The 23986-nt window shown below is 28.7% G+C and carries 24 protein-coding genes and 1 pseudogene; 21 read left to right on the plus strand and 4 right to left on the minus strand.

Annotation, left to right across the window (positions count from 1 at the left end):
- Positions 1-91 precede the first annotated feature (91 nt).
- From AXY43_RS26640 to AXY43_RS26650, 3 genes are all read left to right on the plus strand, one after another.
- A complete protein-coding gene (locus AXY43_RS26640) occupies positions 92-1702 on the plus strand; it encodes an IS1182 family transposase (RefSeq protein WP_031276413.1) in 1611 nt (536 codons plus the stop codon).
- A 1203-nt stretch (positions 1703-2905) separates the two neighbouring features.
- A complete protein-coding gene (locus tag AXY43_RS26645) occupies positions 2906-3727 on the plus strand; it encodes a hypothetical protein (RefSeq protein ID WP_065416405.1) in 822 nt (273 codons plus the stop codon).
- A gap of 18 nt (positions 3728-3745) precedes the next feature.
- Positions 3746-3949 (plus strand): hypothetical protein, encoded by a 204-nt coding sequence (locus tag AXY43_RS26650; protein WP_077869966.1) that lies wholly within the window; start codon positions 3746-3748, stop codon positions 3947-3949.
- Positions 3950-5886: 1937 nt separating this feature from the next.
- Here AXY43_RS26650 and AXY43_RS26655 read toward each other — a convergent pair.
- A complete protein-coding gene (locus AXY43_RS26655; RefSeq protein WP_077870082.1) occupies positions 5887-6246 on the minus strand; it encodes a helix-turn-helix domain-containing protein in 360 nt (119 codons plus the stop codon).
- Positions 6247-6799: 553 nt separating this feature from the next.
- Here AXY43_RS26655 and AXY43_RS26660 point away from each other — a divergent pair.
- The 7 genes and pseudogenes from AXY43_RS26660 to AXY43_RS26690 all read left to right on the plus strand — a co-directional run bounded on the left by AXY43_RS26660 (position 6800) and on the right by AXY43_RS26690 (position 11213).
- Positions 6800-6997, plus strand: coding sequence for a DUF739 family protein (locus tag AXY43_RS26660; RefSeq protein ID WP_012058486.1), 198 nt, complete (start codon positions 6800-6802; stop codon positions 6995-6997).
- Between the two features lie 118 nt (positions 6998-7115).
- Positions 7116-7376, plus strand: a complete 261-nt coding sequence (locus tag AXY43_RS26665; RefSeq protein WP_012058487.1) for an excisionase — start codon at positions 7116-7118, stop codon at positions 7374-7376.
- 227 nt (positions 7377-7603) lie between these two features.
- Positions 7604-8953, plus strand: coding sequence for a phage replisome organizer N-terminal domain-containing protein (locus AXY43_RS26670; RefSeq protein ID WP_012058488.1), 1350 nt, complete (start codon positions 7604-7606; stop codon positions 8951-8953).
- Between the two features lie 49 nt (positions 8954-9002).
- The gene (locus tag AXY43_RS26675; RefSeq protein WP_012058489.1) at positions 9003-9629 is read left to right on the plus strand and encodes an ATP-binding protein; all 627 of its coding nucleotides are present in this window, start codon (positions 9003-9005) and stop codon (positions 9627-9629) included.
- A gap of 114 nt (positions 9630-9743) precedes the next feature.
- Positions 9744-9985, plus strand: a pseudogene (locus AXY43_RS26680) (AbrB/MazE/SpoVT family DNA-binding domain-containing protein).
- 1 nt (position 9986) lies between these two features.
- Positions 9987-10379, plus strand: coding sequence for a hypothetical protein (locus AXY43_RS26685; RefSeq protein WP_012058490.1), 393 nt, complete (start codon positions 9987-9989; stop codon positions 10377-10379).
- Positions 10380-10457: 78 nt separating this feature from the next.
- Positions 10458-11213 (plus strand): phage antirepressor Ant, encoded by a 756-nt coding sequence (locus AXY43_RS26690; protein ID WP_012058491.1) that lies wholly within the window; start codon positions 10458-10460, stop codon positions 11211-11213.
- Between the two features lie 78 nt (positions 11214-11291).
- Here the strand turns inward: AXY43_RS26690 and AXY43_RS26695 are convergent, their stop codons facing one another.
- Complete coding sequence (locus AXY43_RS26695) at positions 11292-11510, minus strand: DUF2922 domain-containing protein (RefSeq protein ID WP_009168791.1); 219 nt, start codon at positions 11508-11510, stop codon at positions 11292-11294.
- Positions 11511-11625: 115 nt separating this feature from the next.
- Positions 11626-11850, minus strand: a complete 225-nt coding sequence (locus tag AXY43_RS26700) for a DUF1659 domain-containing protein (RefSeq protein WP_012058448.1) — start codon at positions 11848-11850, stop codon at positions 11626-11628.
- Positions 11851-11984: 134 nt separating this feature from the next.
- Here AXY43_RS26700 and AXY43_RS26705 point away from each other — a divergent pair, with 134 nt between their 5' ends.
- The 11 genes from AXY43_RS26705 (at position 11985) to AXY43_RS26745 (ending at position 22160) form a co-directional block, all read left to right on the plus strand.
- Positions 11985-12701 carry a hypothetical protein gene (locus AXY43_RS26705; protein WP_012058492.1) on the plus strand — a complete coding sequence of 239 codons (717 nt, stop codon included), beginning with the start codon at positions 11985-11987 and terminating at the stop codon, positions 12699-12701.
- Positions 12702-12771: 70 nt separating this feature from the next.
- Positions 12772-12909 (plus strand): hypothetical protein, encoded by a 138-nt coding sequence (locus AXY43_RS28280; RefSeq protein WP_023975100.1) that lies wholly within the window; start codon positions 12772-12774, stop codon positions 12907-12909.
- A gap of 262 nt (positions 12910-13171) precedes the next feature.
- The gene (locus AXY43_RS28810) at positions 13172-13363 is read left to right on the plus strand and encodes a hypothetical protein (protein ID WP_023975099.1); all 192 of its coding nucleotides are present in this window, start codon (positions 13172-13174) and stop codon (positions 13361-13363) included.
- A 384-nt stretch (positions 13364-13747) separates the two neighbouring features.
- On the plus strand, positions 13748-15451 hold the full coding sequence (gene hcp, locus AXY43_RS26710; protein WP_012058493.1) for a hydroxylamine reductase: 1704 nt from the start codon (positions 13748-13750) through the stop codon (positions 15449-15451).
- A gap of 161 nt (positions 15452-15612) precedes the next feature.
- Entirely contained in the window at positions 15613-16326 is a 714-nt protein-coding gene (locus AXY43_RS26715; RefSeq protein ID WP_012058494.1) for a Crp/Fnr family transcriptional regulator, read from the plus strand.
- A 125-nt stretch (positions 16327-16451) separates the two neighbouring features.
- On the plus strand, positions 16452-16685 hold the full coding sequence (locus tag AXY43_RS26720; RefSeq protein ID WP_012058495.1) for a DUF2249 domain-containing protein: 234 nt from the start codon (positions 16452-16454) through the stop codon (positions 16683-16685).
- 264 nt (positions 16686-16949) lie between these two features.
- A complete protein-coding gene (gene rd, locus AXY43_RS26725) occupies positions 16950-17111 on the plus strand; it encodes a rubredoxin (protein ID WP_012058496.1) in 162 nt (53 codons plus the stop codon).
- Between the two features lie 294 nt (positions 17112-17405).
- Positions 17406-19064 carry a hydroxylamine reductase gene (gene hcp, locus AXY43_RS26730; protein ID WP_012058497.1) on the plus strand — a complete coding sequence of 553 codons (1659 nt, stop codon included), beginning with the start codon at positions 17406-17408 and terminating at the stop codon, positions 19062-19064.
- Between the two features lie 267 nt (positions 19065-19331).
- A complete protein-coding gene (locus AXY43_RS26735; RefSeq protein WP_012058498.1) occupies positions 19332-20105 on the plus strand; it encodes an FAD-binding oxidoreductase in 774 nt (257 codons plus the stop codon).
- A gap of 32 nt (positions 20106-20137) precedes the next feature.
- On the plus strand, positions 20138-21604 hold the full coding sequence (locus AXY43_RS26740; RefSeq protein WP_012058499.1) for an NADP-dependent glyceraldehyde-3-phosphate dehydrogenase: 1467 nt from the start codon (positions 20138-20140) through the stop codon (positions 21602-21604).
- Positions 21605-21743: 139 nt separating this feature from the next.
- Complete coding sequence (locus AXY43_RS26745; RefSeq protein ID WP_012058500.1) at positions 21744-22160, plus strand: flavodoxin; 417 nt, start codon at positions 21744-21746, stop codon at positions 22158-22160.
- Between the two features lie 116 nt (positions 22161-22276).
- Here the strand turns inward: AXY43_RS26745 and hcp (AXY43_RS26750) are convergent, their stop codons facing one another.
- Positions 22277-23923, minus strand: coding sequence for a hydroxylamine reductase (gene hcp, locus AXY43_RS26750; protein WP_038457520.1), 1647 nt, complete (start codon positions 23921-23923; stop codon positions 22277-22279).
- Positions 23924-23986: the final 63 nt, after the last annotated feature.

Here is a 23986-nt window from a genome sequence, read left to right on the forward strand (position 1 = left end):
AAACTAACATAGTTAGTTTTGTAGCGGCTCATTTTTTTAGATATAAAAAATGTGAATTCCGAAGAACTCACATTCATTGTATAATTTACTTATGCTAAAAACCAAATTACACAATAAAGATTATACTGAGATTAATGATAATTTTCAACTTATATTACCATTAAATCTAGAAAATTTAATACCATCAGATGATTCAGTCCGCTTGCTAAGCCATGTATTGGAGGGATTAGATTACACGAAGTTGTATAAGGCGTACTCTTCCGTTGGAAGAAAACCGGCAGTGGAACCTAAAATTATGTTCAAAATAATATCATATGCTTATTCTCAAAATATTTATTCAAGCAGGAAAATCGAAAAAGCATGCAAAAGAGATATAAATTTTAAGTGGTTACTTCAATGTTATAAGGCACCGGATCATGCTACAATCAGTAGATTTCGTAAAGACTATATTTCAAATGAGGTAATTGAAGATTTATTTTATCAACAAGTTAATTATTTAGCAAATCAAAATGAAATACTATTTGAAAATGCATTTATTGATGGTACTAAAATCGAAGCGAATGCTAATCGTTATACATTTGTTTGGAAAAAAACTATTTTAAAAAATGAAGAAAAAATGTTTGATAAAATTCTTGTTCTTTTAGAAAATATTAACCTTGGAGAATTAAAAAAATTTACTGTTCAGAAAGAAACATTAATAGATGATATTGATAAAATTCTTCAATGGCTTGAATATGAAAAAAAGAAAAGAAACATAGAGTTTGTTCATGGAATTGGTAAAAGAAAAACCAAAATTCAAAAGTGGACAGAGCAACTATCTGAATATAAAGAGAGAGAAGAAAAATATAATTTGAGTAAAAAAATATTTTCAAAAAGAAATAGTTATTCTAAAACTGATCCAGACGCAACTTTCATGCATATGAAAGATGATCATATGAGAAATAGTCAATTAAAACCTGCATATAATGTGCAAATCGCAGTTGAAAGTGAATACGTAACCGGCGTCGGAATATTTGATGATAGAAATGATATAGCAACATTAATACCTATGCTTAATAATATGAAAGAAAAAATCGGTCGTAAATATCTTAATATAATTGCAGACTCAGGTTATGAAAGCGAAGAAAACTATTTATTCTTAGAATCAAATAAGCAAACTCCTTATATAAAACCACAAACTTATGAGAAGTGGAAAAAAAGAAGTTTTAAAAATGATATAAGTAAGCGCGAAAATATGAAATATGATGCTGAATCGGATTTTTATATTTGTCATAACAATAGAAAATTAATACCTACCTCTATTATTTATAGAAAATCCGCAAGTGGATACAAATCAGAAGTAACTGTGTATGAATGCGAAAACTGTGATAATTGCGATTACAAAGTAAAATGCACAAAAGCAAAAGGAAATAGAAAAATGCAGGTTTCAAAAACTTTTGTGGAAAAGCGTGAAATATCCTATAAAAATATTACAACTGAATTTGGAACTAAATTAAGAATGAATAGATCTATTCAGGTCGAAGGAGCATTTGGAGTTCTAAAAAGTGATTATGAATTCAATAGATTTTTAACACGTGGAAAAAATAGCGTTCAAACTGAATTTATTTTGCTTTGTTTTGGTTATAATATTAACAAATTACATTCAAAAATACAAAATGAAAAAACTCAGAATCATCTTCATGAATTGAAACCTACTGCCTAATTATGGAATAAATTAACTAGGCTTATTTTAGTGTGCTTAAAAATCAGAATTCTTTAAATAATTAATATTGTATTTCAAATATTTGGAGATTTGCTGGCTTAAACCGAAAAGGAGCATCGCTCCTGATTAAAATTTAATCATTTTGCGACACTCCCTTTTAGTTTTAGCTAGAATAAAATTGAGCAACAGGACTTAAAACACAAATTAAAAATGTGAATTTATCAATAAAAAACTATGGTGTAAAAATGGTGTAAAATAATAAAAACATCAAGATTTTAAATACTTAAAACCTTGATGTTTTCTGACTTGGTGACCCATAGGAGAATCGAACTCCTGAGTCTGGAAATTACCAATTACATATCATTATATTTAATTATAAATATCTGTAGAATATCTTAAATACTAGGTTGTAGCGATATGGATAATTATAACATATCATATTGATTTAGAACTCAGTCGGGAAAAAGTCGGGAATAATCGGGAAAGTCTTATGGCGTAAATCGTTGATTATTGAAGGCGTCCTACATAATAACTTGAAAATTCTATTCTATTTTAAAATAGAATAGAGATGAAAGGAATATGAACAAATATGATTTTTAGCATATTAACATTAACAATTATATGTTTTATATATAAATAATCATGATTAATTTATTTTGAATTTCTAGAAAGGAGGAAATCCTCCTCTCCTAGATAAAAAATAAATTATGAAATAAAATATAGAATGTATAATCATATTCATGTTCTTATCAAAGATTTAGAATGAGGAGCTAATATAGTGTATTGTGCTCCTCATTTGATTTTTAACATGCCAATATATAGAGATGGAAATTATTGGAATAAACAATGATAACAATTTATTAAAGTGGCAATAATTAAATCTATATAATAGATATAGCTAAATAAGTATTATTAATTAGGCAGTATAAATTATATAAAGAAATAAAATATACAAAGAATTGTTTAATGTTAGAGATATGAGTGCTTTGCGTTTATATAATAAAGGATAGACTTTTGTATAAGTCATATGTCGATTATAATATTGATAGGAGATTGAATAAAAATATAGCATAGTGGTGTTATGATATTTAGAAATTTGCTTATATATGTTAAAATTAAATTAATAAATTTAAATTATATAAGTAAGGTTTTATTAGAGGAATAGATTATTATAAAAATATTTTTACATGAGGGGGTGCATTGGTGAAACAAATAAATTATGAAGATATGATAATGAAAAGAGCAATGGATATATTTGCAGAAGAAGGTTTGAAATTTTTTGGTATAGATAAAAAAGTAAAAGATACTGGATCTACTGAAATTGTTGTCCTTGAGATAAAGAATATGCTAATGGATTACACTTTCCTAATGGAAGATGATACTTATATTCATTTTGAATTTCAAACTACTAACAAGGGAATTGAAGATTTAAGAAGGTTTAGAACCTATGAATCTCTCCTTAATTTTCAAACTGGTAAAGATGTTGTGACATACGTTGTTTATTCAGGAGATATAAAAGATCCTATAAGTGAATACAATAGTGGAATAAATTCTTATAAAGTCAATGCAATATCAATGGCTAATAAGGATGGAGATGCAATCTTTAATGATATAATAAATAAAATAAATGATAAAGAAGAACTAAGCAAGCAGGATATTATATCTTTAACATTTACACCAATAATGGGTGGGAAGCTTAGTAAAAGTGATAAGATAATAAATGCAATTAGAGTGGTTAAAGATATAGATAAAGATTACAGATATGATGTAGAGTCAATCCTATATGCTTTTGCAAGTAAATTTTTAGAAGGTAAAGATTTAGAAAAAGTAAGGGAGGAGATAAAAATGACTGAATTAGGTAGAAGTTTGATAAAAGAGGGAAAATTGGAAGGAAAGCAAGAAAATTCAATAGAAATTGCAAAAAGAGCTATTAAGGAAGGAATAAGTGATGAACTTATTAGCAAACTCACAGAATTAACAATTGAACAAATTAAAATAATAAGAAAAACTATTGAAACTAATTAGTATCGCAAGGGAAAGTATATGACTGAATTAAGTACTATGTTAAGGGAAGATGGTTATAGACAAGGATTCGAGCAAGGTGAATTAAAAAAATCAATAGAGGTTGTTGCTAAGAGAGCCATAAGTCAAGGTATGAGTGACGAACTGATTAGTGAGTTGGTTGGTCTATCTATAAGAGAAATTAAAATAATAAGAATAGCTATTCAAACTAATAAAACAAAATAAATAGAATTATAAAAAGGAAGATATTAATATACTTTAAGCAATAGATAATGTACGAGATATAGAACTTCTTAACTAAGGTTTTTATGGTCTTATATATTGTATTCAGCTTAAAGTAATTAATATCTTTTTATTTTAACTGGGTAAGGTTCAGATAAAGGAATAGAAGTTGAAGCTTATTTTAGAATTTATATATTTAAAATAGAATTTTGAAAAGTGATATTTTGTTTTAAAACACCAGAATGATATACTTTAAATAAAATATATTTAACTATAAATTTAGTTTGTCTATATTTGCTTAGAAGCGAAGCGACATTATTGGATTATAAGAAGTATTTCAATAGTTTTTTATGTCTGTCTAACTACTTGCGTTAAAAAATGTAATATTTAATTACCTTATATATAATGAATTAAAACAAAATATATAGTAATAAAAAAAATATTGACATACAAATGTTGAATGTGATATAATTTTAATGTTATAATTGACAAAAAACTATATTTTGATTATACTAACTTATAGGGAGACAATCCCTATAAGTCTTTTTGTTTTTAAAATAAAAAGATTAGAATGGAAGGAGGAAAAATGATGAAGGATAATATATTCAAACTCTGGGTTATTAAAGCTAGTATTAAAATTCAAAAAATCATAATTGTACTTATTTTAAGTTTTGAAAGAAAATAAGTAAAGAATTTACTTAGATTAAATTATGTTTCCTTAGGATTTTTATATAAATAAAATTTTAATGGAAGAAATATATAGTAGGTTAATGAGGAGTTGATATTGATAAGCATATATAGTAAAAAATGTTGCTTTTATAAGCAAATTTTTAGCTATATATGCAGACACAATATTGAAAGATAAATTATATAATAAGTATTAAATGAAAGTTACTTTTGTAATACTTAGGAATAAAATATAATTAGAAACTACTCAAAATACAGACATTTAAATAAAGGGATTAAAATATTATATATTTTTTGCTAAAGATTTTATTAGAAGAAAGATAAAATAAATTAATAAAAATAGTATGAGTAAAGGAAGACGATAAACACTTAGAAATCAAATGTTTATTGTCTTTCTTTATGATAGGCATCATTAGATTGATTTGTATTTATAATAACTCTAAACTTAATTGATATTCTTGTAATTTATTTATCAATTAAAAAAGATACACTATTAATTTATTTCTCTAAGTGAATAAGCAAGTATAATGCTACTTGGCAAAATACTCGTTATTGATTATAAGATTAATTAAATATGCCGCTTTCATAATAAATTAATATACTCATAATAGATATACGTTTATATAAATATTAAGATAAATATACTAAGTTTTCATAGAAAAGTATGACATAGATAATACATTACCTATAGAGGATGCAATAGAAGAATATGGCCAATGTTTCAAGGAGTAATGCTGATACTTAATTTGATAGTTAATAAAATAAATTATAAAGAACTAATCAGGTTTAAAGTTATACAAGCCTAATTAATATGCAGTAAGATAAAATATAACTAGGAATCCTGTATAAAATAAATAGGATAGACAAGAAATGGGATTAGCTATGGTTGTAATTATATTGGATATTAGAGAAGATAAGTTGTAAATAAATTATAAAGCAAATTTGAATTTTAACTATAATCTATGAGTAGATTATAGAACAAATAAAAGAAAGTTTATTAAAGTGAAATAGCAGGAGGATGTAATTAAAAATAACTTGAAATTAAAATATAGCTTAAGGCAAGAAGTGAAAGTGCTGTATTATTCTAGAGTGAATTATACAGCGTTATTAATTATATATGAAAATTAATAATTAAAATGCTATATATCAGTAATAGAAATTATTTGTATATTTAATTAGACGTGCTATAATTTAATTTCTGTATTTTCTTTTAATTTATTATTATTAAATAACTTCACATTATAGATAAGAAATTAAAAGCTTTTATCCTGATTATTAAGTTGTGAGCAACGATTAAATTCCATTTCTAATACAGTGTTTACCGTATGTTTGCCTAGATTATCTAAAGAATTATATTTTTTTAATAAACATTCTAATTCTTCTGATAGTTGTAAAGATGTTTTTATTTTGTTTTCATCCCATCCCATTAAAATAGATGGAGTTGTTTCTAATATTGCTGCAAGTTTTTCGATTTTGTCAGAAGGTATATTAGAGATTACACCACTTTCATATCTTTGAAGTGTTGGCTTACTAATAGATAATCTTTTAGAAACATCTTCTAATGTGAGATTCAATTCTAATCGTCTATTCTTGATATTTTCTTTCAAACCCATTTTATATCACCTCTTAGTTCTATATTAAAAGTAAGTAAATTACAGATTATCAATTTATATATAATTTATTGATAACCTATAGTAAAATCGAAGCGTCCTAATAAAGCTTAATAACTTTTTATTTATTTTGTTTACTGCAATAAAGTAAATTAAAAAATCATTCTAATTTGGAAACTATTAATATAATTTATTTACAATGGCTAACAAAATAAAAATATTTAGATAAGTTCTGGTAATAAATATTAGCATTTAATTTTTAATTAAGGTCAATCAATTAAAGAGTTATTATAAATCAGAATAATCAATTGTATTTAATTTATTGGTTAAAGTCTATAAATTAAGACAGTGTAGATAAAATATATTATAGCATTTATACAATATTAATGTATTGGAAAACAGTCCAAAATTTATATATTTTAATTTATTATAACATCTGTTTCTGGATATGCAACAATTATTTTCCATTATATAGAAAAAATTACGTGAGAGGTATTGACAATAATAGCCATAATATATAAAATATTACTTAACAAGTAACGAAAGGGGAGCATTTATGATATTAATTAATGAGTTAAAAGGAAAGATGAGAGCAAAGGGATATACTCAGGAAAAGCTGGCAAGGGAATTAGGAATGTCTCCAAAAACTTTAGGTAATAAACTTAATAAAGGCATATTTGGTTCTAATGAAATCGATAAGATGATAAAACTATTAGATATAAAGAATCCAATAGAGATATTTTTTTATGAATAAATTACTTAAAAAGTAAATTGTAATAACTTTATATATATTGTTTAGAAATCTAAAATTAATTATTCCAATTTAAAAGTATTATGTTACGCTAATAGTTATTGTTACGGGAGGACAAGCTATGGAGGAATTATTAAAAGAAATTTTAGTTGAATTAAGAAAAAATAGTGAAAAAGAGAATGCTGGAGATAAACTTACTTATACCCTTAAAGAGTGTTCTTATATATCAGGTATTGGTCTCAATACGTTACAAGAAGAGATTTCAAAGCAGAATTCAGATTTTCCATTCTTTAAAATAGGAAAGAAGGTGATGGTAGATAAAAAACTATTTCATCAATGGCTTGAAAATATTTCTATGGTTCACCAAGAATTAAGAAAATAGTAATCTTAAATTAAAAACATAAATGTAAAATTATTTTCATACACCTTGATTTAGAATGTATGGGGATTCAACTTTTAATAAAAATGTATAAAAAGAAAGTGAGGACTTACAAATGAATTTTAGGATTTTTAAATGTTATATACATGTTTGTAAGTTAATTGAGTTAAACCCATCATGGAATGGTCTCGAAAGGTTTAGGCAATTTTATTTATGGGAGCGTGGAAATAATGGCAGATATTAAATGGATTAAATTAGCTACTAATATGCATGATGATGAAAAAATGAAGTTAATAGATTCAATGCCTAAGAGGGATACAATTCATTACGTGTGGATAAGAATACTCTTACTTGGTGGAAAACTTAATGCTAATGGAAAGGTTTTCTTATCAGAAGGAAAACCTCTTACTGCCAAAATGTTAGCTGTATTATTTTCTAGGCCTTTAGAGGATATTAAGATTGCATTAAAAGTATTATCTAACTTTGGCATGATTGAAATAGCTTCTGATAAAGTAATTAGAATTGTGAACTGGGATAAGCATCAGAACATAGAGGGAATGGAAAGGGTCCGTGAACAAAATAGAAAAAGAGTTGAGAATCATAGAGAAAAGAAAAAAGAAGAGAATAATTTAGCTAAAAGTAATAAGGAAGAAACTCAGGAAGATGAAGCCTTAGAAGAATTTATAGATTTAGAAGAAAATCAAGATTTGAATGAAAATGTAGAATTAAAAAAAACTAATAATTTAGAACGAAAGAAAGATTACGCTGAGAATTATACTATAGAAGAAAACAGAGATCTAGGTAAAAATGATATACTAGGAAATTTAGAAACTAGTGAAGAAGATTCTACAAATACTGATATTAATGATAAAACTAATACTGATACTAATGAAGCAGCTAGTGATATAAGTGCAGAAAGAGCTAATAGTAATGAAGATATCAGTAACAATATTATAGGAAGTGATGATAATAATTGTATTGTTACTAAAAATATCAGTAACGTTACACGAAATAAAAGTAACGTTACAGTAACGGTACAGAATAAGAAAGAGATAGAGAATAAGAAAAAGAAAAAAGAGATAGATAAAAACATAGAGAGTAAAAAGAATAATGGTTTTGATATAAATAATAAAAGTTCAACTTGTGATGAAGATGTAAGTCAGTCAAGTCTCTTTGAGCAACATAATAATACTAAAAGTGAATCTGTAGCAGAGGATGATATAAATCTTAAAGCAATTGAGCTTATGCAGTATCATGAAAAAATAACAGGAAAACCAGGTAGTTGTGAGTATGTTGCGCTTAGATCAGCTATTGATCTTTACGGAGAAAAGTGGGTTAAGAAGGCTATGGATGTTGGGTTTCAAAAAAATTGTCCAGACATAAATTATGCAATTGGAATATTAAAAAACTGGAAGAGAGATGGATGTTCAGAAGATAATGTGGAGGTGAAGAAAAATGGCTTTAGAGGCACTAGAAAGAGTAACACAGCAGATAAAAATGAATTTGCAGGATTCAAGCCAAAGGAACCACGAAAGCTTACAGAAGCTGAAAGAAAGAGGATTGAAGCAAACCTCATATAGGTGTGACAAATGCTGCGACACCGGATGGATACTTATTAAGCAGGAGCATATGCAACCTCTTGCTGTAGCTTGTGAATGCAGGAAAATAGAAAAGCTAAAAAGTGAATGGAAGTATTCAGGAATCAATGTTGAGCAAAGTAAACTTACTTTCTCTAGTTTTGAAATTTGGAATGAAGCGTCAAGCAAAATTAAGGATACTGCTGCAGCTTATTGTACTGAGTTTGATGAAATTAGAAACAATAGGCGCAATAGCATTTTATTATGCGGACAGGTTGGCAGCGGTAAAACGCACTGCAGCATTGCTGTTGCATTAAACTTTTTAAAACAAAGAATTAAAGTAGTGTACATGCCTTATCGTGATGTGATCACAAAGATAAAACAAAACATGATTGATGAAGAATATTATACTAGGACAATTTCAAAGTATCAATTATGCGAGGTCCTTTTGATTGATGACCTCTTTAAAGGAAAGGTCAATGAAACCGACGTGAATATTATGTTTGAAATCATTAATTATAGGTACCTTAATTTTCTGCCTATAATAGTCAGCAGCGAATTTTCTATTGATAGATTATTAGCATTTGATGAAGGGGTAGCTTCAAGAATATATGAAATGTCAAAAGATTATGTAGTAGAAATTGAGAAGGATATTAGGAATAATTATAGGCTTAAGTAAATTTACAATGCACACAGCACAATTCACAATAAACAATTACAGAGTGAAAATTCGCATTAAAATGAATTTTTTTGAGAATTAATCAAAATTAAGTTATGAAGGGAAGTTATTTAAATGAAAGCATCAGGGATAGTAAAAATCTTGATAATTTAGGGAGAGTTGTAATACCAAAGGAAATAAGAAAGGTATTAGGAATTAATGAAGGGGATTCAATCGAAATAACTAAGGTTAATAATGATATAGTTTTGAGGAAATACAGTAAAGGATGCATCTTTTGTGGAAGTGATAAAGATATAAGTGAATTTAATAATGTGCTTGTTTGTAGTGGCTGCAGAAAGATTTTAGGACAGAATTAGAATGAACAGGCCGAAAGATTTACCTAACCGCCTGGAATGCGCATACTGCAAGAGGAATTATAAACATGGTGGAGAATGTCAGGGAAAAAGCACAAATAGAAATGAAGATGGCTGTCTTTATTTTAGCATGGATGAAAAAGGATGTATAAGAAATATAGATCAAAGTATACCTTTTAATCTATATAGTGATATTCCACCAGTTGGTATGTGGAGAGATGGATGGACAATATATAATCAAGATACAAAAATCAGAATAAATAAGATATATGCTTTAAGCTGGAATGAAAGAAAAGGTTTGTTGTATGTTAAATGTAACTTTGATTATTTTATTAATGAGTTTAGTGAGAATTATAAAAAAGAAACTAATAAACCAAATCTAAAGGTTATTAAATGAGTCACATGAAGAAATGAATATTTTGAATTATTGATTAAGGATTAAAAGGATAAAATTTTAAAAAAGGGGATAATCAAAATGGGAGGTTTACTAATTTTCAAGAATGAAAGATTTGGAGAAATAAGATGGGTAAAAATTAATAATAAAGATTATGCTGTTGGGATTGATATAGCAAAAGCTTTAGGATATAAAAAGCCTAATGATGCAATTTCAAGACACTGTAGAGGGTCCGTGAAACACGGAGTAGGGGTAGTAACGGGGAAAAGAAAAGATGGAACTGATGCTATCCAAAATGTAGAAATGAGTGTAATTCCTGAAGGAGATATATATCGCTTAGTCGCTAAATCTGAATTACCAGGTGCAGAGAAATTTGAAGCCTGGATTTTTGATGAGGTGTTACCTTGCATAAGGAAAACAGGGATGTATGCTACAGATGAATTATTAGATAATCCAGATTTACTTATTGCTGCAGCTACTAAGTTAAAAGAAGAGAGAAAAGCAAGGTTGGAAGCCGAAAATAAAGTAAAATTACTAGAACCTAAAGGGGAATTTTATGATGATGTTGCAGGCTCTAAAGATTCTATTGAAATGGGCCATGTTGCAAAGGTTCTTGGCATTAAAAGAATGGGAAGAAATAGACTATTTTCATTATTAAGAGAAAAGAAAGTCTTGGATAAAAATAATATTCCTTATCAGCAGTTTGTAGACATGAGGTATTTTCGAGTATTAGAGCAAAAATATACAGTACCAAATGGAGAGACTAAAATCAATATAAAAACAATGGTATTTCAAAAAGGAATAGAATTTATAAGGAAAAAGATTAATGAGCCATGAGTCAAGTTACTTAATGAAGAAAGTACAAAAAATAGAAGCTTATCATATAAAGACAAGCTTCTATAATGTTACTCAAAACTAAGCTACATCAAATTTAGTAACTTGTCGTTGAGTAACTTGAGCACCAGATTTCTTAACTAAATCACCAGAATTAGTTTTGAAAACATTCTTAGCAATTACAGTATCCATAAGTGCGTTAACCTCATCTTTTGTAAGAGTAGGTTTAACACCAGAAACACTTAAAGTACTTTTTTCACCAGCTACAGTTAAAAAAGTCATAGATAAAGAATATTCCATTTAATTTCCCCCCAATCTTAAGTAGAGAACTCGAATCTATGATTCGGTGTGAATCACTTACTCAGCGAACGAATGTGAGTCGAGTTTCCTACAATATTTTTTTTAGAATAAGATCCTAAGCATTTGCTAAGCTAGAAGATTCATTAATAAAATAATCTCTAGTATTAGCTTCCATAACACCTTTAATTGCATCTGCGACAGCATAGACATTCTCAGGTGTAGCATCTGTTTTTATACCTGAGAAAGTTTTCTTGGTATAAATTGGGTCCCCAGCTTTATCTAAAGCTTTTTGAACCTCGATACTAAGAGAAACTGAGTCGATAGTTTTAGTTACAGCCATAGTTTTAACCTCCTTCATTTTGTTTTCATAAATGATATATGGATAAATGCTTAACATTACATAAATAGATAAAATTTATTTGTTTTTTATGAACAAAAGAACTAAAACAGATTAAAGATATTGAAAGGATGAATATGAAAAGTGAATGTTTCATCGAAGGACAAATTAGTATATTTGATTTACCTGCTATAGAAGTTATAAAACCCAAGAAAATTATTATTAAAGAAGAAACTAAAGAAGTGGATAAGTTTTATGCAATCACTAGATTATATTCACAAAGTTGTAGCAGAATAGTTAAGACACTGAGTGGCGCAGTGTTAGTTGAATTAGACGATAAAACTTTGTATTTTAATGCAAGTGGCATAAATGAGTTTAGTCTACCTAAAGATGTGGGAATCATGCCTGGAGAAGAAATACTTATTGCGAATAGTGATAAGAAAATAAATGAAACACAAAAACAAAAGTTAGAGGCTCTTAAGCCTAAACAATATATCAAAAGAAAAGGTGATGCTAATTTAATAATACCTGGAGAAAAAACTATAGTGATAAATCCAAAAGGATGGATATTAGAATATAATCAAAAGCCAAGTTATCATTCAAATGAACTAATTAATACGGAATTTAATCTTGAAATTAATGAGGTGGATGATAAAAAGAATAAAATAGATCTTGAAACGAATGATATAGAATTTAAGATTGACGATGAGGTTAATATTGAATATCAAGGCATAAAGACCGTTGGGAAGGTTGTTAGGGTATATAATAATGGAGAAACCGTGAATGTGAAATGGGATGGAAAACAAACAGCTTTTTATTATAAGAATGTAAGTAAGATAAATAATCCTAAATAAATGATTTCAGTTGATTAAGCTTGTATAAATTAGGCAATTATTAAGATAGAAAGAATTTAGGAGGATCTTTATGGTTGATATAATAAATTATTTATATAATATGGTTCTATTTCTATTATGGGGATGTTTATTTATTTCAGTAGCAGTAGTTGGTTACATAATAGGGATAATAAAATATGCTAAAAAATTTATAGTTCTTAATCAATAATTAGAGAAAATAAAAATTAATAATATGGTCAATAAAGAAAATATTTAGGTGATTTATAGTGTAGCAACATAAACAAATGTTGCTATATTTATTTTTCTCTAGATGTAGATAATTATTCCTAGATGAAAAGTATGGATTATATAGTATAATAAGTTATTCTCATAATGTTTAATTGTAGAAGAATGTATAGGTCAGATGACAAATTTAAAACAGAAGTTAAAATAATAACTTCCTAGAATCTTAATTAGTAGTTACGCTAAAGATGATAGGAGAAGCTAATGGCTCAGTTATAGAAGCAAGGGGGAGAAATCCGGAAGTGACATTAAACGAGATTATAGAATCCAAACTTAAAATCAAGAGATATAAATATGAATCAAGATCTATGGAAGCAATACTCGAAATGAGTATGCTGACTAATGCGAAAAAAGTGGGAGCAATCATATCTTCCATCTAAGAAACAATTAAAATTGCATGTAGATGAAGAACAATTTTTACGCTAATGACAAAAAAATAAGATATATATAATCGTTAAGGTTTGGCCAGAAATATTAGCTAAATCAAATTTTGAAATAGAACGATTGAAATTTATGTGTTATTGCGAAACTAAGCTTTAACTTTGATGAAAAAGATATTTGATTCAGAATACTAGAAATCAAGTATCTTTTTTATTTTTTCACGTATAGAAATAAAAAGAAATTTATTAATTTTAGAATAGTAACGTGTGTTACAGAAATGATGAAAAGAATATAGTAAACTTTAAATTGCCGAAGTTAAGAAATAATAAAAAGGAATTATTTAATTTTATACAAAAATAAAAGGTAAAATAGGAGGACATAATATGTCAATGTTTTGTTATCAATGTCAAGAAACAGCTGGATGTAAGGGCTGTACTAAAGTAGGGGTATGCGGTAAGGATGAGTATGTAGCAAAGGCTCAAGACTTATTAATATATGTAACTAAAGGACTAGCTATAGTAAGTAATGAAGGCAGAAAAGTTGGAGTTAAGGATAGTAAAGTTGATAAATATATAACAGAAAACTTATTTACAACAATTACAAACGCTAATTTTGATAGAGATTCTATTTTAGATAGAGTTAAAGAAACTTTAAAATTAAGAGAAGAATTAAAAGCTAAAGTAATTAGCTCTGGTGGTAAAGTTGGAGAAGTAAAAGTAACTGGTGGTTTCTTCAAGAAAATATTCGGAATGCAAACTACAGAAATGATTATGCCAGAAGCAGCTACTTGGACAGCTGACAATACAATAGAATTTGATGAAAAAGCAGAAAAGGTTGGAGTTCTTGCAACTGAAAATGAAGATATAAGAAGTTTAAGAGAACTTATCACTTATGGATTAAAAGGATTATCTGCTTACATGAAGCATGCTATGAACTTAAAATATAATAATGAAGAAGTTCATGCATTTATGGCAAAAGCATTAGCTGCTACAATAGATGATACATTAACAGTTGATGATTATGTTGGACTTGCATTAGAAGCAGGTAAATTTGGTGTAGATGGTATGGCATTACTTGATAAAGCTAATACTGAAAGCTACGGACATCCAGAAATAACAACAGTAGATATTGGAGTTAGAACTAATCCAGGAATATTAATTTCAGGACATGACTTAAGAGACTTAGAAATGTTACTTGAGCAAACAGAAGGTACTGGAGTAGATGTTTATACTCACGGAGAAATGCTTGCTGGGCAATACTATCCAAAATTTAAAAAATATAGTCATTTTGCAGGAAACTATGGTAATGCATGGTGGAAACAAAAAGAAGAATTTGAAAAATTCAATGGACCAATCCTTATGACTACAAACTGTATAGTTATACCAAAGGATTCTTATAAGAAAAGATTATTTACAACAGGTGCTACAGGAATGCCAGGATGTCCTCATATTGAACCTAAAGCTGATGGAACAAAGGACTTCTCAAAAGTTATAGCAATGGCTAAAAAATGTAAAGCACCTACTGAAATAGAAAAAGGACAAATAGTTGGAGGTTTTGCTCATAACCAAGTTTTAGCTTTAGCAGATAAGGTTGTAGATGCAGTTAAATCTGGTGCTATAAAGAGATTCTTTGTAATGGCAGGATGCGATGGTAGAGCTAAATCAAGAGATTACTATGCAGAATTCGCACAAAAGTTACCAATGGATACAGTTATATTAACAGCAGGTTGCGCTAAATATAAATATAACAAATTAAACTTAGGTGATATTGGAGGAATTCCAAGAGTATTAGATGCAGGACAATGTAATGATTCATATTCATTAGTTGTTATAGCACTTAAACTTCAAGAAGTATTTGGATTAAAGAGTGTAAATGAATTACCTATATCATACAACATAGCTTGGTATGAACAAAAAGCTGTAATAGTATTATTATCATTATTACACTTAGGAGTTAAAAACATTCACTTAGGACCAACACTTCCAGCATTCCTTTCACCAAATGTTGCTAAAGTATTAGTAGATAACTTTGGTATTGGTGGAATCACTAATGTAGAAGACGATATGAAGATGTTTATGGAAGCTTAAAATAAGTAGTTCTCATTAAAAATGATCAGCGAATGAGCACAATAAAAATGCACCCTATTTATAATCTACAATATAGAATCCTAGCTGCGAAATTGTAGCTAGGATTTATTTTTAGGCTTTAGTATCAACGCTTAGTAAATTAAAACAAGGAGGATGATGGAATGAATAATAATTGCGGTAACTGTTGTAATAATTGTAGAGGAAATCTTTGTGCAAGCAAGGTTCCAATGTTTGAAAACTTAAATGATGAAGAATTATTAGATATTGTAAATATGATAAATCATAAAGAATATATTAAAGGCGATATAATTTTTAGTGAAGGTAATATAGCAAATACACTTTATTTCGTGAATGAAGGAAAAATAAAATTATATAGGTATACTAAAGATGGTAAAGAACAGATATTACATATACTTTCAGAAGGAGACTTTTTTGGAGAATTAGATCTAATAAAGCCTTCTACGTATAGATTTAACGCTAAAGCAATAGTAGATGCTAAGGTATGCACACTTACTAAGGATGAGCTGAAGGATGCAATGATGAGAAAGCCTGAGATTGGAATAAAATTATTAGAAACTGTGAGAGAAAGATTGTCAAAGGTTGAAGATCTTGTACAGAATCTAGCAACCAAGGATGTGGATTCTAGAATGGCTTATTTAATAACAGATTTAATGACCAGTTATGGAGAAAACATTGAAGATAGTATATCTATTAAATTACCAATCTCAAGAGGAGATATGGCGAATTATATTGGAGTAACTCCGGAAACTATAAGTAGAAAACTTAAAAAATTTGAAGATGAAAAAATAATAAAGATAGTAGGAACTAAGAACATTATAATTTTAGATGAAAAGAAATTAAAGGATTATATATAAAAATAAATTTTTATTGATATTTGATTTCAATCATATTTTATTAAAAGAAATGAGGTTATAATGAAGTCAGAAATTAAGTAAAATAAATTTTATAAATAAATAACAGAATTTAGGAGGAATTAAATATGTCAAATTTTGCTGCAACTGTGGATGCTAGAAAATATGAACCAAGAGATAAGCATCCTGTTATTTTTAAAACTTTTGAAAGTTTAGGATCTGGTGAAAAAATGGAGCTTATAAATGATCATGATCCACGTCCACTACATTATCAATTTATAATGGAACTTCCAGAACAATTTGAATGGGAATACCTCGAAGAAGGTCCTGAGGTATGGCGAGTTGCAATTACAAAGAAATAAATATTTTAAAGAAGATGTTTCAGATATTAATCTAAGGCATCTTTTTGCGTAACAGTAAGGCGTATTTTACTAAAAAAGTACCTTATAAGATTAGCTAAATCCCATAAGGAAAAAATAACTATATCCTTTGTTATTTTTTTGTTTTACTTAAAAAGTTATATTTTATCAGATTATCATACAAAGTTTGCATACGGTGAATTAAAGTAAACTAAAGTGCAAATGATATATACGCACACAAAGTCATAAAAAGATAGGAGGTTTATTATGGATAGTTATGTTTGTACAGTATGTGGTTATATTTATGATCCAGCGGTAGGGGATTCTGATAATGGTGTTAATCCTGGAACAAAATTTGAAGATATTCCTGATGATTGGGTATGCCCTTTATGTGGAGTACCAAAATCGGATTTTGAAAAAGTAGAATAATATGATTATAGGGCATAAATTAGTTTTGAACTAAAATAGTAGAGAAGCAATGAGCTTGCAAGGGATCGCTATAAAACTAACAGAGTTTGTTTTATAGCGGCTCTTTATTTCAACAATAAAATAATGTGAATTTCGAAGAGCTCACATTGAATGTATAATTAAATTATGCGACTAACTAAATCATCATTAAAAATTATAATGAGTTTAATAATGATTTTCAACGTTTGACCAATAAGGAATAATAATTTAATTTATACAAATAATAATATAGATTAATTTTAAGGAGTGATTTCTATGGATGAAAATCCTATGTTTTGCTATCAGTGTGAGCAAACAGCAGGGGGAAAAGGATGCACCAAAATGGGTGTGTGCGGAAAAACACCTGAAATAGCTAATCTTCAAGATTTACTTTTATACCAATGCAAAGGTATAAGTTGTTATGTCATGGATCTTATAGAAAAAGGCGAGGAAATAGATAAAAGTATAGTTAGTTTTGTAGAAAATTCGTTATTCACTACACTTACAAATGTTAATTTTGATGCAGAAGTTCATGTAGAAATGCTTAAGGAATCTCAAAAAATAAAAGAGAGTTTAAGAGATAAAGTGAGTTCTGATAAAGAATATCCAGAACAAGCAACTTATAACTTAAGTGAAACTAAGGAAGAAATGCTTAAAGATGCAAAAAGAGCTGGAATTATGTTTGACCAAGATTTAGATGCTGATGTAAGATCACTTAGACAAACAATAGTTTATGGCTTAAAGGGAATAAGTGCATATGGGCATCAAGCAAGGTGTTTAGGTTATTATGATGATCAAGTTGATAATTTCTATTTTAGAGGATTAGAATGTACAACAAATGATAATTTAAGCGTTGAAGAGTTAATTAGAATGACTATGAGAACCGGTGATATGAGTGTTGCTGTTATGAGTAAATTAGATGAAGCTAATACAGGGACTTATAAGAATCCAAGTCCTCATAAAGTTAATGTAAATATTAAAAAGGGACCATTTATCATTGTTTCAGGGCATGATTTAAGAGACTTAGATATGTTATTAGAACAAACTGAAGGCAAAGGAATTAACATATATACTCATGGTGAAATGATACCTAGTCATGGTTATCCTGAACTTAAAAAATATGAACACCTTGTAGGAAATTATGGGGGTGCTTGGCAAGATCAACAAAAAGAATTTGATGGTATACCAGGCTGTATTTTAATGACTACAAATTGCTTGATGAGACCTAGGGAAACATATAAAGATAGAATTTTTACAACAAGTGTAGTTGGATGGGATGGAGTTAAATATATTCCTGCCGACAAAGATGGTCATAAAGACTTTACACCAATAATAGAAAAAGCATTAGAACTTGGTGGGTTTACAAAAACAGAAGAACCAAAAGAAATTCTTGTTGGGTTTGGTCACCACGCTACATTAAGTCATGCAGAAACAATTGTTAATGCAGTTAAGGACGGAAGCATTAGACATTTCTTCTTAATTGGAGGGTGTGATGGCGCTAGGCCAGGAAGAAATTACTATACTGAATTTGCAAAGAAGGTTCCAGAAGATTGTGTTATCCTAACCTTAGCATGCGGGAAATATAGATTTAATAAATTAGATTTTGGAGAAGTTGCTGGACTTCCAAGATTATTAGATGTTGGCCAATGCAATGATGCTTATTCAGCAGTTAGAATTGCAACAGCACTTGCAGATGCATTTGATACCAGTGTAAATGGATTACCATTATCAATAGTTCTTTCGTGGTATGAACAAAAAGCGGTTGCTGATCTTTTAGCATTACTTTCATTAGGTATAAAAGGAATGTTCCTTGGGCCATCACTTCCAGCGTTTATAAGTCCTAATGTATTGCAATATTTAGTTGATACATTTAACTTACAAACAATAAGTGAGCCTGACGAAGATTTAAAAACTTGCTTAAAACAAAGTGTATAAATGTAAATAATAATAATTTAAATAGAAACTATCTCAATTTTAGAGATAGTTTTTTTGTTATATATAATTATAAATTTAGTAATGCAGTATAAATTGAGTCAGTGTTTATTTCATTTTAATTTTAGAATTTGAATTTTTTTAAAACTTGATTGAAATCATATTGTTTTTATTTTTGCAAAGATATAATAGGCTCATGAGCTAAATGAAACAAGCTTAAGAAAAACAAGCATTAAAATAAAGAACTGAAGAAAAATGAGGAGGATTTCAATGATAGATTCTAATAAGATAAATTCAAATAACAAATGGAAGGGATTTAAAGACTTCCTTGTATATAAAACAGTTAAAGAAGATGAGGTAGTTACATCATTCTATTTAAAATCATTAGATGGAAGTAAGCTTCCTGAATTTATAGCAGGGCAATTTATAACTGTCAGAATAAAAAATGAAGATAATACTTTTACTAAACCTAGACAATATACATTGTCCATGAATTCTAATGAAGAATTTTATAGAATAAGTGTAAAGAGAGAAGAGAATGGTTACTTAAGCAAAAAACTATGTGATGAAATAAAGGCAGGAGATAATCTTCAAATAACTGCACCTCTTGGAAATTTCATATTAAAGGATAGTGAAAAGCCACTAGTTTTAATAGGAGGGGGAATTGGAATAACACCGATGCTTACAATGGCTTATGATGCAGTAAACAGTGATAGAAAAATTCACTTCATTTATAGCATACCTAATTCAACTCATCATAGTTTTAAAGAAGAAACAGTAAAATTACATAATAATAATTTCAAAAGTAATGTATTTTATACACGTCCTAAAGAAAATGAAAAATTAGGAAAAGATTTTGATGTACAAGGCAGGATATCAGAGAAATGGATGATAGATAACTTGCCAAAGGATGGAGACTTCTATTTTTGTGGACCAGTGCCATTTATGAAAACTGTTTATCATAATTTAATATCAATGGCCATTGAAAAGGAAAATATAAACTTTGAAATGTTTGAAGCAGGAGTAGATATAACAAAAGAGTAACAAAGTATAAACAAATGAGGAGGAAATTGATTATGTTTAATCATATAAAAAATAAAAACAATACTTTTAAAAATTTAATAAATGGGGAATGGGTTAGCAGCAGAAGTGAAAACTTTGTAGAGATAAAATCACCACTTGATAATTCATTGTTAGGTAGAGTACCGGCTATGACAAAGGAAGAGGTAGATACTGCAGTAGTAACAGCTAAAGAAGCTCAAAGAAAGTGGAATAACACAACTATAAATGCAAGAGCAGAAATATTATATAAAGCATCAGACATTTTACTGGAAAATATAGATGAATTATCAGAACTTATGATGATGGAAATTGCAAAAGATAGAAAAAGCTGCAGATCAGAAGTATCCAGAACAGCAGATTTTATAAGGTTTACAGCAGATACAGCTAAGAATTTATCTGGTGAAAGTATTCCAGGAGATAGCTTCCCAGGTTTTAAGAATAATAAGATGTCAGTTGTAAAAAGGGAACCATTAGGAGTTGTACTTGCAATATCTCCTTTTAATTATCCAATAAATTTATCAGCTTCTAAAATAGCACCTGGTTTAATGGCGGGAAATTCCATTGTATTAAAACCAGCAACTCAAGGGAGCTTATGTGGATTATATCTAGCAAGAATATTCGAAAAAGCAGGGGTTCCAGCCGGAGTACTAAATACAGTTACAGGTAAAGGAAGTGAAATTGGAGATTATATTACTACTCATAAAGGGATAAATTTCATCAACTTTACAGGTAGTACAGAAGTAGGAACTAGAATTTCTAAGATGACTAGTATGGTACCTCTTTTAATGGAATTAGGTGGCAAGGATGCAGCTATAGTTTTAGAAGATGCTGATCTTGAACTAACTGCAAGTAATATAGTTGCAGGTGGATATTCATATTCAGGTCAAAGATGCACAGCGGTAAAGAGAATTTTAGTAGTAGATGAAGTAGCAGATGAATTATTAGAAAAAATCAAAGAAAAGATGGAAAAGCTTACTGTAGGGAATCCTTTAGAGAAAGATGTAGATGTTGTACCTCTTATTAGTTCTAAAGCTGCAGATTTTGTTATTGAATTAATAGAAGATGCAAAGGGTAAAGGAGCTGACTTAATTGTAGGAGGAAACAGAGATGGAAATTTAATTTATCCAACACTTTTTGATAATGTTACTTTAGACATGAGAATTGCATGGGAAGAACCATTTGGCCCTGTACTTCCAATTATTAGGGTTAAAGATAAAGATGAAGCTATAGAAATAGCTAATGAATCAGAATATGGGCTTCAAAGTGCTGTATTTACAAAGAACATAGATAATGCTTTTTATGTGGCTGATAAGTTAGAAGTAGGAACAGTTCAAGTAAATAATAAAACAGAAAGAGGTCCTGATAATTTCCCATTCCTTGGTGTGAAAGCTTCTGGTATAGGAACTCAGGGGATAAAATATTCAATTGAATCTATGTCTAGACCTAAGGCTACTATAATAAATCTATCAATACATAATTAAGAGTGGCAGAAAAATGAAATATTCTATTGAGATTTGATTTCAATCACATTTTTTAAAAACAAATAAAGTTATAATAATGTCAGAAGTTAAATAAAAAAACAATTTAAGAAGTAGATAGCATAATTTGGGAGGTATTAATATGAAAATAATATATTTTAGTCAAACAGGAAATACAGAAAAAATGGCAAACTTAATTCTAGAAGGAATAGAATCAGAGGGGAAGAAAGCCGAATTAGTTGAAGTATCAAATGCAACACTTGATGATGTTAATAATGAAGAAATACTTATTTTAGGATGCTCAGCTTATGGATCAGAAGAATTAGATGAAAGTGAAATGGAACCTTTTGTTAAATCATTAGAAGGAAGTTTGCAAGGAAAGAAAGTTGCTCTTTTTGGTTCATGGGGATGGGGCAATGGTGAATGGATGACAGAATGGGAAAAGAGAATGGAGTCATATGGTGCTATATTAATAAACGAAGGTTTAACCGTGCAGGAATCTCCTGAAGGTGAAGATGAAGACAAATGCAGAGATTTTGGAAAATTAATAGCAAAATAGGAATAACAAAAACCATGCAATAAGGAGATTTATCTCCCTTATTGCATGGTTTTCAATTTTATACAGTGGCTTTATGCATTTTGCAATAGTTCAAATACTTGTCCAACTTTAAAAGTTTAGCCTAATATTTGTTTTAAATCCTCATCAGGAGTACTGATTGGTTTAAGATCGAAATTATCAACTAAGAAATTTAATACATTAGGAGTTAAGAAAGCAGGTAAGCTTGGCCCGATATACATTCCTTTTACGCCTAATGAAAGTAATGCTAGTAAATCACATACAGCTTTTTGTTCATACCAAGACAATACTATTGATAAAGGTAAATCATTAACTGTACAGTTAAATGCATCAGCTAAAGCTAAAGCTATTCTAACTGCTGAGTATGCATCATTACATTGTCCAACATCAAGCAATCTTGGAAGTCCTGCAACTTCACCAAATTGTAATTTGTTGAAACGATATTTTCCACACGCTAAAGTAAGAATAATACAGTCACTTGGAATTTTTTCAGCAAACTCTGTATAATAATTTCTTCCAGGCTTTGCACCATCACATCCACCAATTAAGAAGAAGTGCTTAACTTTTCCGTCTTTAACTGCATTAATAATTGTTTCAGCATGACCTAAGGTTGCCTTATGCCCAAAGCCTACTAAAATTTCTTTAACTTCTTCGTCTTCTGTGAAACCACCAAGTTCAAGTGCTTTATTTATTATTTCAGAGAAATCCTTATATCCATTTTCATCTTTTTCAATATGTTTAATACCATCAAATCCAACAACACTTGTTGAGAATATTCTATCTATATAAGAATCTTTTGGTCTCATTAAGCAGTTTGTTGTCATTAAAATACAACCAGGTATATTATCAAATTCTTTTTGTTGATTTTGCCATGCACTTCCGAAATTACCCACTAAATGAGGATATTTGTTTAATTCAGGATATCCATGTGAAGGTAACATTTCGCCATGAGTATAAATATTTATTCCTTTACCCTCAGTTTGCTCAAGTAACATTTCTAGATCTCTTAAATCATGTCCAGAAACTACTATGAATGGACCTTTTTTAATATTTACATTAACTTTTGTAGGTGATGGAGAACTATAAGTAGTATTATTAGCAGTATCTAAAACTTCCATAATCTTAACACTCATAGTACCTGTTTCCATTGCAAGTTTAATCAAATCTTCAAGATTTAAACTATCATCAGCTAAAGCTGCTAAAGCTTTAAAATAGAAGTCATTTACTTCATCGCTAGTATATTTTATAAATCTAGCTTGATGAGAATAAGCAGCGATTCCTTTTAAACCATATTTTATAGTTTCTCTAAGAGAACGAATATCTGGATCTAAGTTCTCATCGTACATTATTCCAGCTTTTTCAGCATCTTCAAGTATAGATTCTTTAGAATCACTTAGGTTGTACAACGCTTCAGGAGAGGTGATATTTTCAGATTTAACCTTTGCTCTTAAAGACTCTTTAATTTCTTGAGACTTTTTAAGTTGAATAAGGTGAGCCTTAGGGTCAAAATTAACATTAGTTAATGTCATAAATAAAGAATCTTCAACAAAAGAGGCTACTGATGTGTCAACCTTTTCATTTTTGTTTAAAAGTTCTTTTGCGTAAACACTGATTCCTTTTAATTGATAAATCAATAAATCTTGCATTGCTGCAATTTCAGGTGTTTTACCACACACACCTATTTTAGTACATCCCTTACCCCCAGCAGTTTGTTCACATTGATAACAAAACATTTTTTCTACCATAATAAAAACTCCTCTCATATTTACATAATATAATGCTACGGATATATTATACAATAAAACGGA

It is taken from the genome of Clostridium sp. MF28 (assembly GCF_002969175.1).
GTDB lineage: Bacteria > Bacillota > Clostridia > Clostridiales > Clostridiaceae > Clostridium > Clostridium beijerinckii.

What these genes read in the sequence shown, in the direction of transcription:
- AXY43_RS26665 (WP_012058487.1), top strand. Translation starts at nt 7,116, where the DNA reads ATGGAGGAATTATTAAAAGAAATTTTAGTTGAATTAAGAAAAAATAGT.
- AXY43_RS26640 (WP_031276413.1), top strand. Translation starts at nt 92, where the DNA reads ATGCTAAAAACCAAATTACACAATAAAGATTATACTGAGATTAATGAT.
- AXY43_RS28810 (WP_023975099.1), top strand. Translation starts at nt 13,172, where the DNA reads ATGATAGGAGAAGCTAATGGCTCAGTTATAGAAGCAAGGGGGAGAAAT.
- hcp (WP_012058497.1), top strand. Translation starts at nt 17,406, where the DNA reads ATGGATGAAAATCCTATGTTTTGCTATCAGTGTGAGCAAACAGCAGGG.
- AXY43_RS26720 (WP_012058495.1), top strand. Translation starts at nt 16,452, where the DNA reads ATGTCAAATTTTGCTGCAACTGTGGATGCTAGAAAATATGAACCAAGA.
- AXY43_RS26650 (WP_077869966.1), top strand. Translation starts at nt 3,746, where the DNA reads ATGACTGAATTAAGTACTATGTTAAGGGAAGATGGTTATAGACAAGGA.
- AXY43_RS28280 (WP_023975100.1), top strand. Translation starts at nt 12,772, where the DNA reads ATGGTTGATATAATAAATTATTTATATAATATGGTTCTATTTCTATTA.
- AXY43_RS26715 (WP_012058494.1), top strand. Translation starts at nt 15,613, where the DNA reads ATGAATAATAATTGCGGTAACTGTTGTAATAATTGTAGAGGAAATCTT.
- AXY43_RS26670 (WP_012058488.1), top strand. Translation starts at nt 7,604, where the DNA reads ATGGCAGATATTAAATGGATTAAATTAGCTACTAATATGCATGATGAT.
- AXY43_RS26735 (WP_012058498.1), top strand. Translation starts at nt 19,332, where the DNA reads ATGATAGATTCTAATAAGATAAATTCAAATAACAAATGGAAGGGATTT.
- AXY43_RS26740 (WP_012058499.1), top strand. Translation starts at nt 20,138, where the DNA reads ATGTTTAATCATATAAAAAATAAAAACAATACTTTTAAAAATTTAATA.
- AXY43_RS26695 (WP_009168791.1), bottom strand. Translation starts at nt 11,510, where the DNA reads ATGGAATATTCTTTATCTATGACTTTTTTAACTGTAGCTGGTGAAAAA.
- AXY43_RS26655 (WP_077870082.1), bottom strand. Translation starts at nt 6,246, where the DNA reads ATGGGTTTGAAAGAAAATATCAAGAATAGACGATTAGAATTGAATCTC.
- AXY43_RS26690 (WP_012058491.1), top strand. Translation starts at nt 10,458, where the DNA reads ATGGGAGGTTTACTAATTTTCAAGAATGAAAGATTTGGAGAAATAAGA.
- rd (WP_012058496.1), top strand. Translation starts at nt 16,950, where the DNA reads ATGGATAGTTATGTTTGTACAGTATGTGGTTATATTTATGATCCAGCG.
- AXY43_RS26700 (WP_012058448.1), bottom strand. Translation starts at nt 11,850, where the DNA reads ATGGCTGTAACTAAAACTATCGACTCAGTTTCTCTTAGTATCGAGGTT.
- hcp (WP_038457520.1), bottom strand. Translation starts at nt 23,923, where the DNA reads ATGGTAGAAAAAATGTTTTGTTATCAATGTGAACAAACTGCTGGGGGT.
- AXY43_RS26705 (WP_012058492.1), top strand. Translation starts at nt 11,985, where the DNA reads ATGAAAAGTGAATGTTTCATCGAAGGACAAATTAGTATATTTGATTTA.
- hcp (WP_012058493.1), top strand. Translation starts at nt 13,748, where the DNA reads ATGTCAATGTTTTGTTATCAATGTCAAGAAACAGCTGGATGTAAGGGC.
- AXY43_RS26745 (WP_012058500.1), top strand. Translation starts at nt 21,744, where the DNA reads ATGAAAATAATATATTTTAGTCAAACAGGAAATACAGAAAAAATGGCA.
- AXY43_RS26675 (WP_012058489.1), top strand. Translation starts at nt 9,003, where the DNA reads ATGCAACCTCTTGCTGTAGCTTGTGAATGCAGGAAAATAGAAAAGCTA.
- AXY43_RS26660 (WP_012058486.1), top strand. Translation starts at nt 6,800, where the DNA reads ATGATATTAATTAATGAGTTAAAAGGAAAGATGAGAGCAAAGGGATAT.
- AXY43_RS26685 (WP_012058490.1), top strand. Translation starts at nt 9,987, where the DNA reads ATGAACAGGCCGAAAGATTTACCTAACCGCCTGGAATGCGCATACTGC.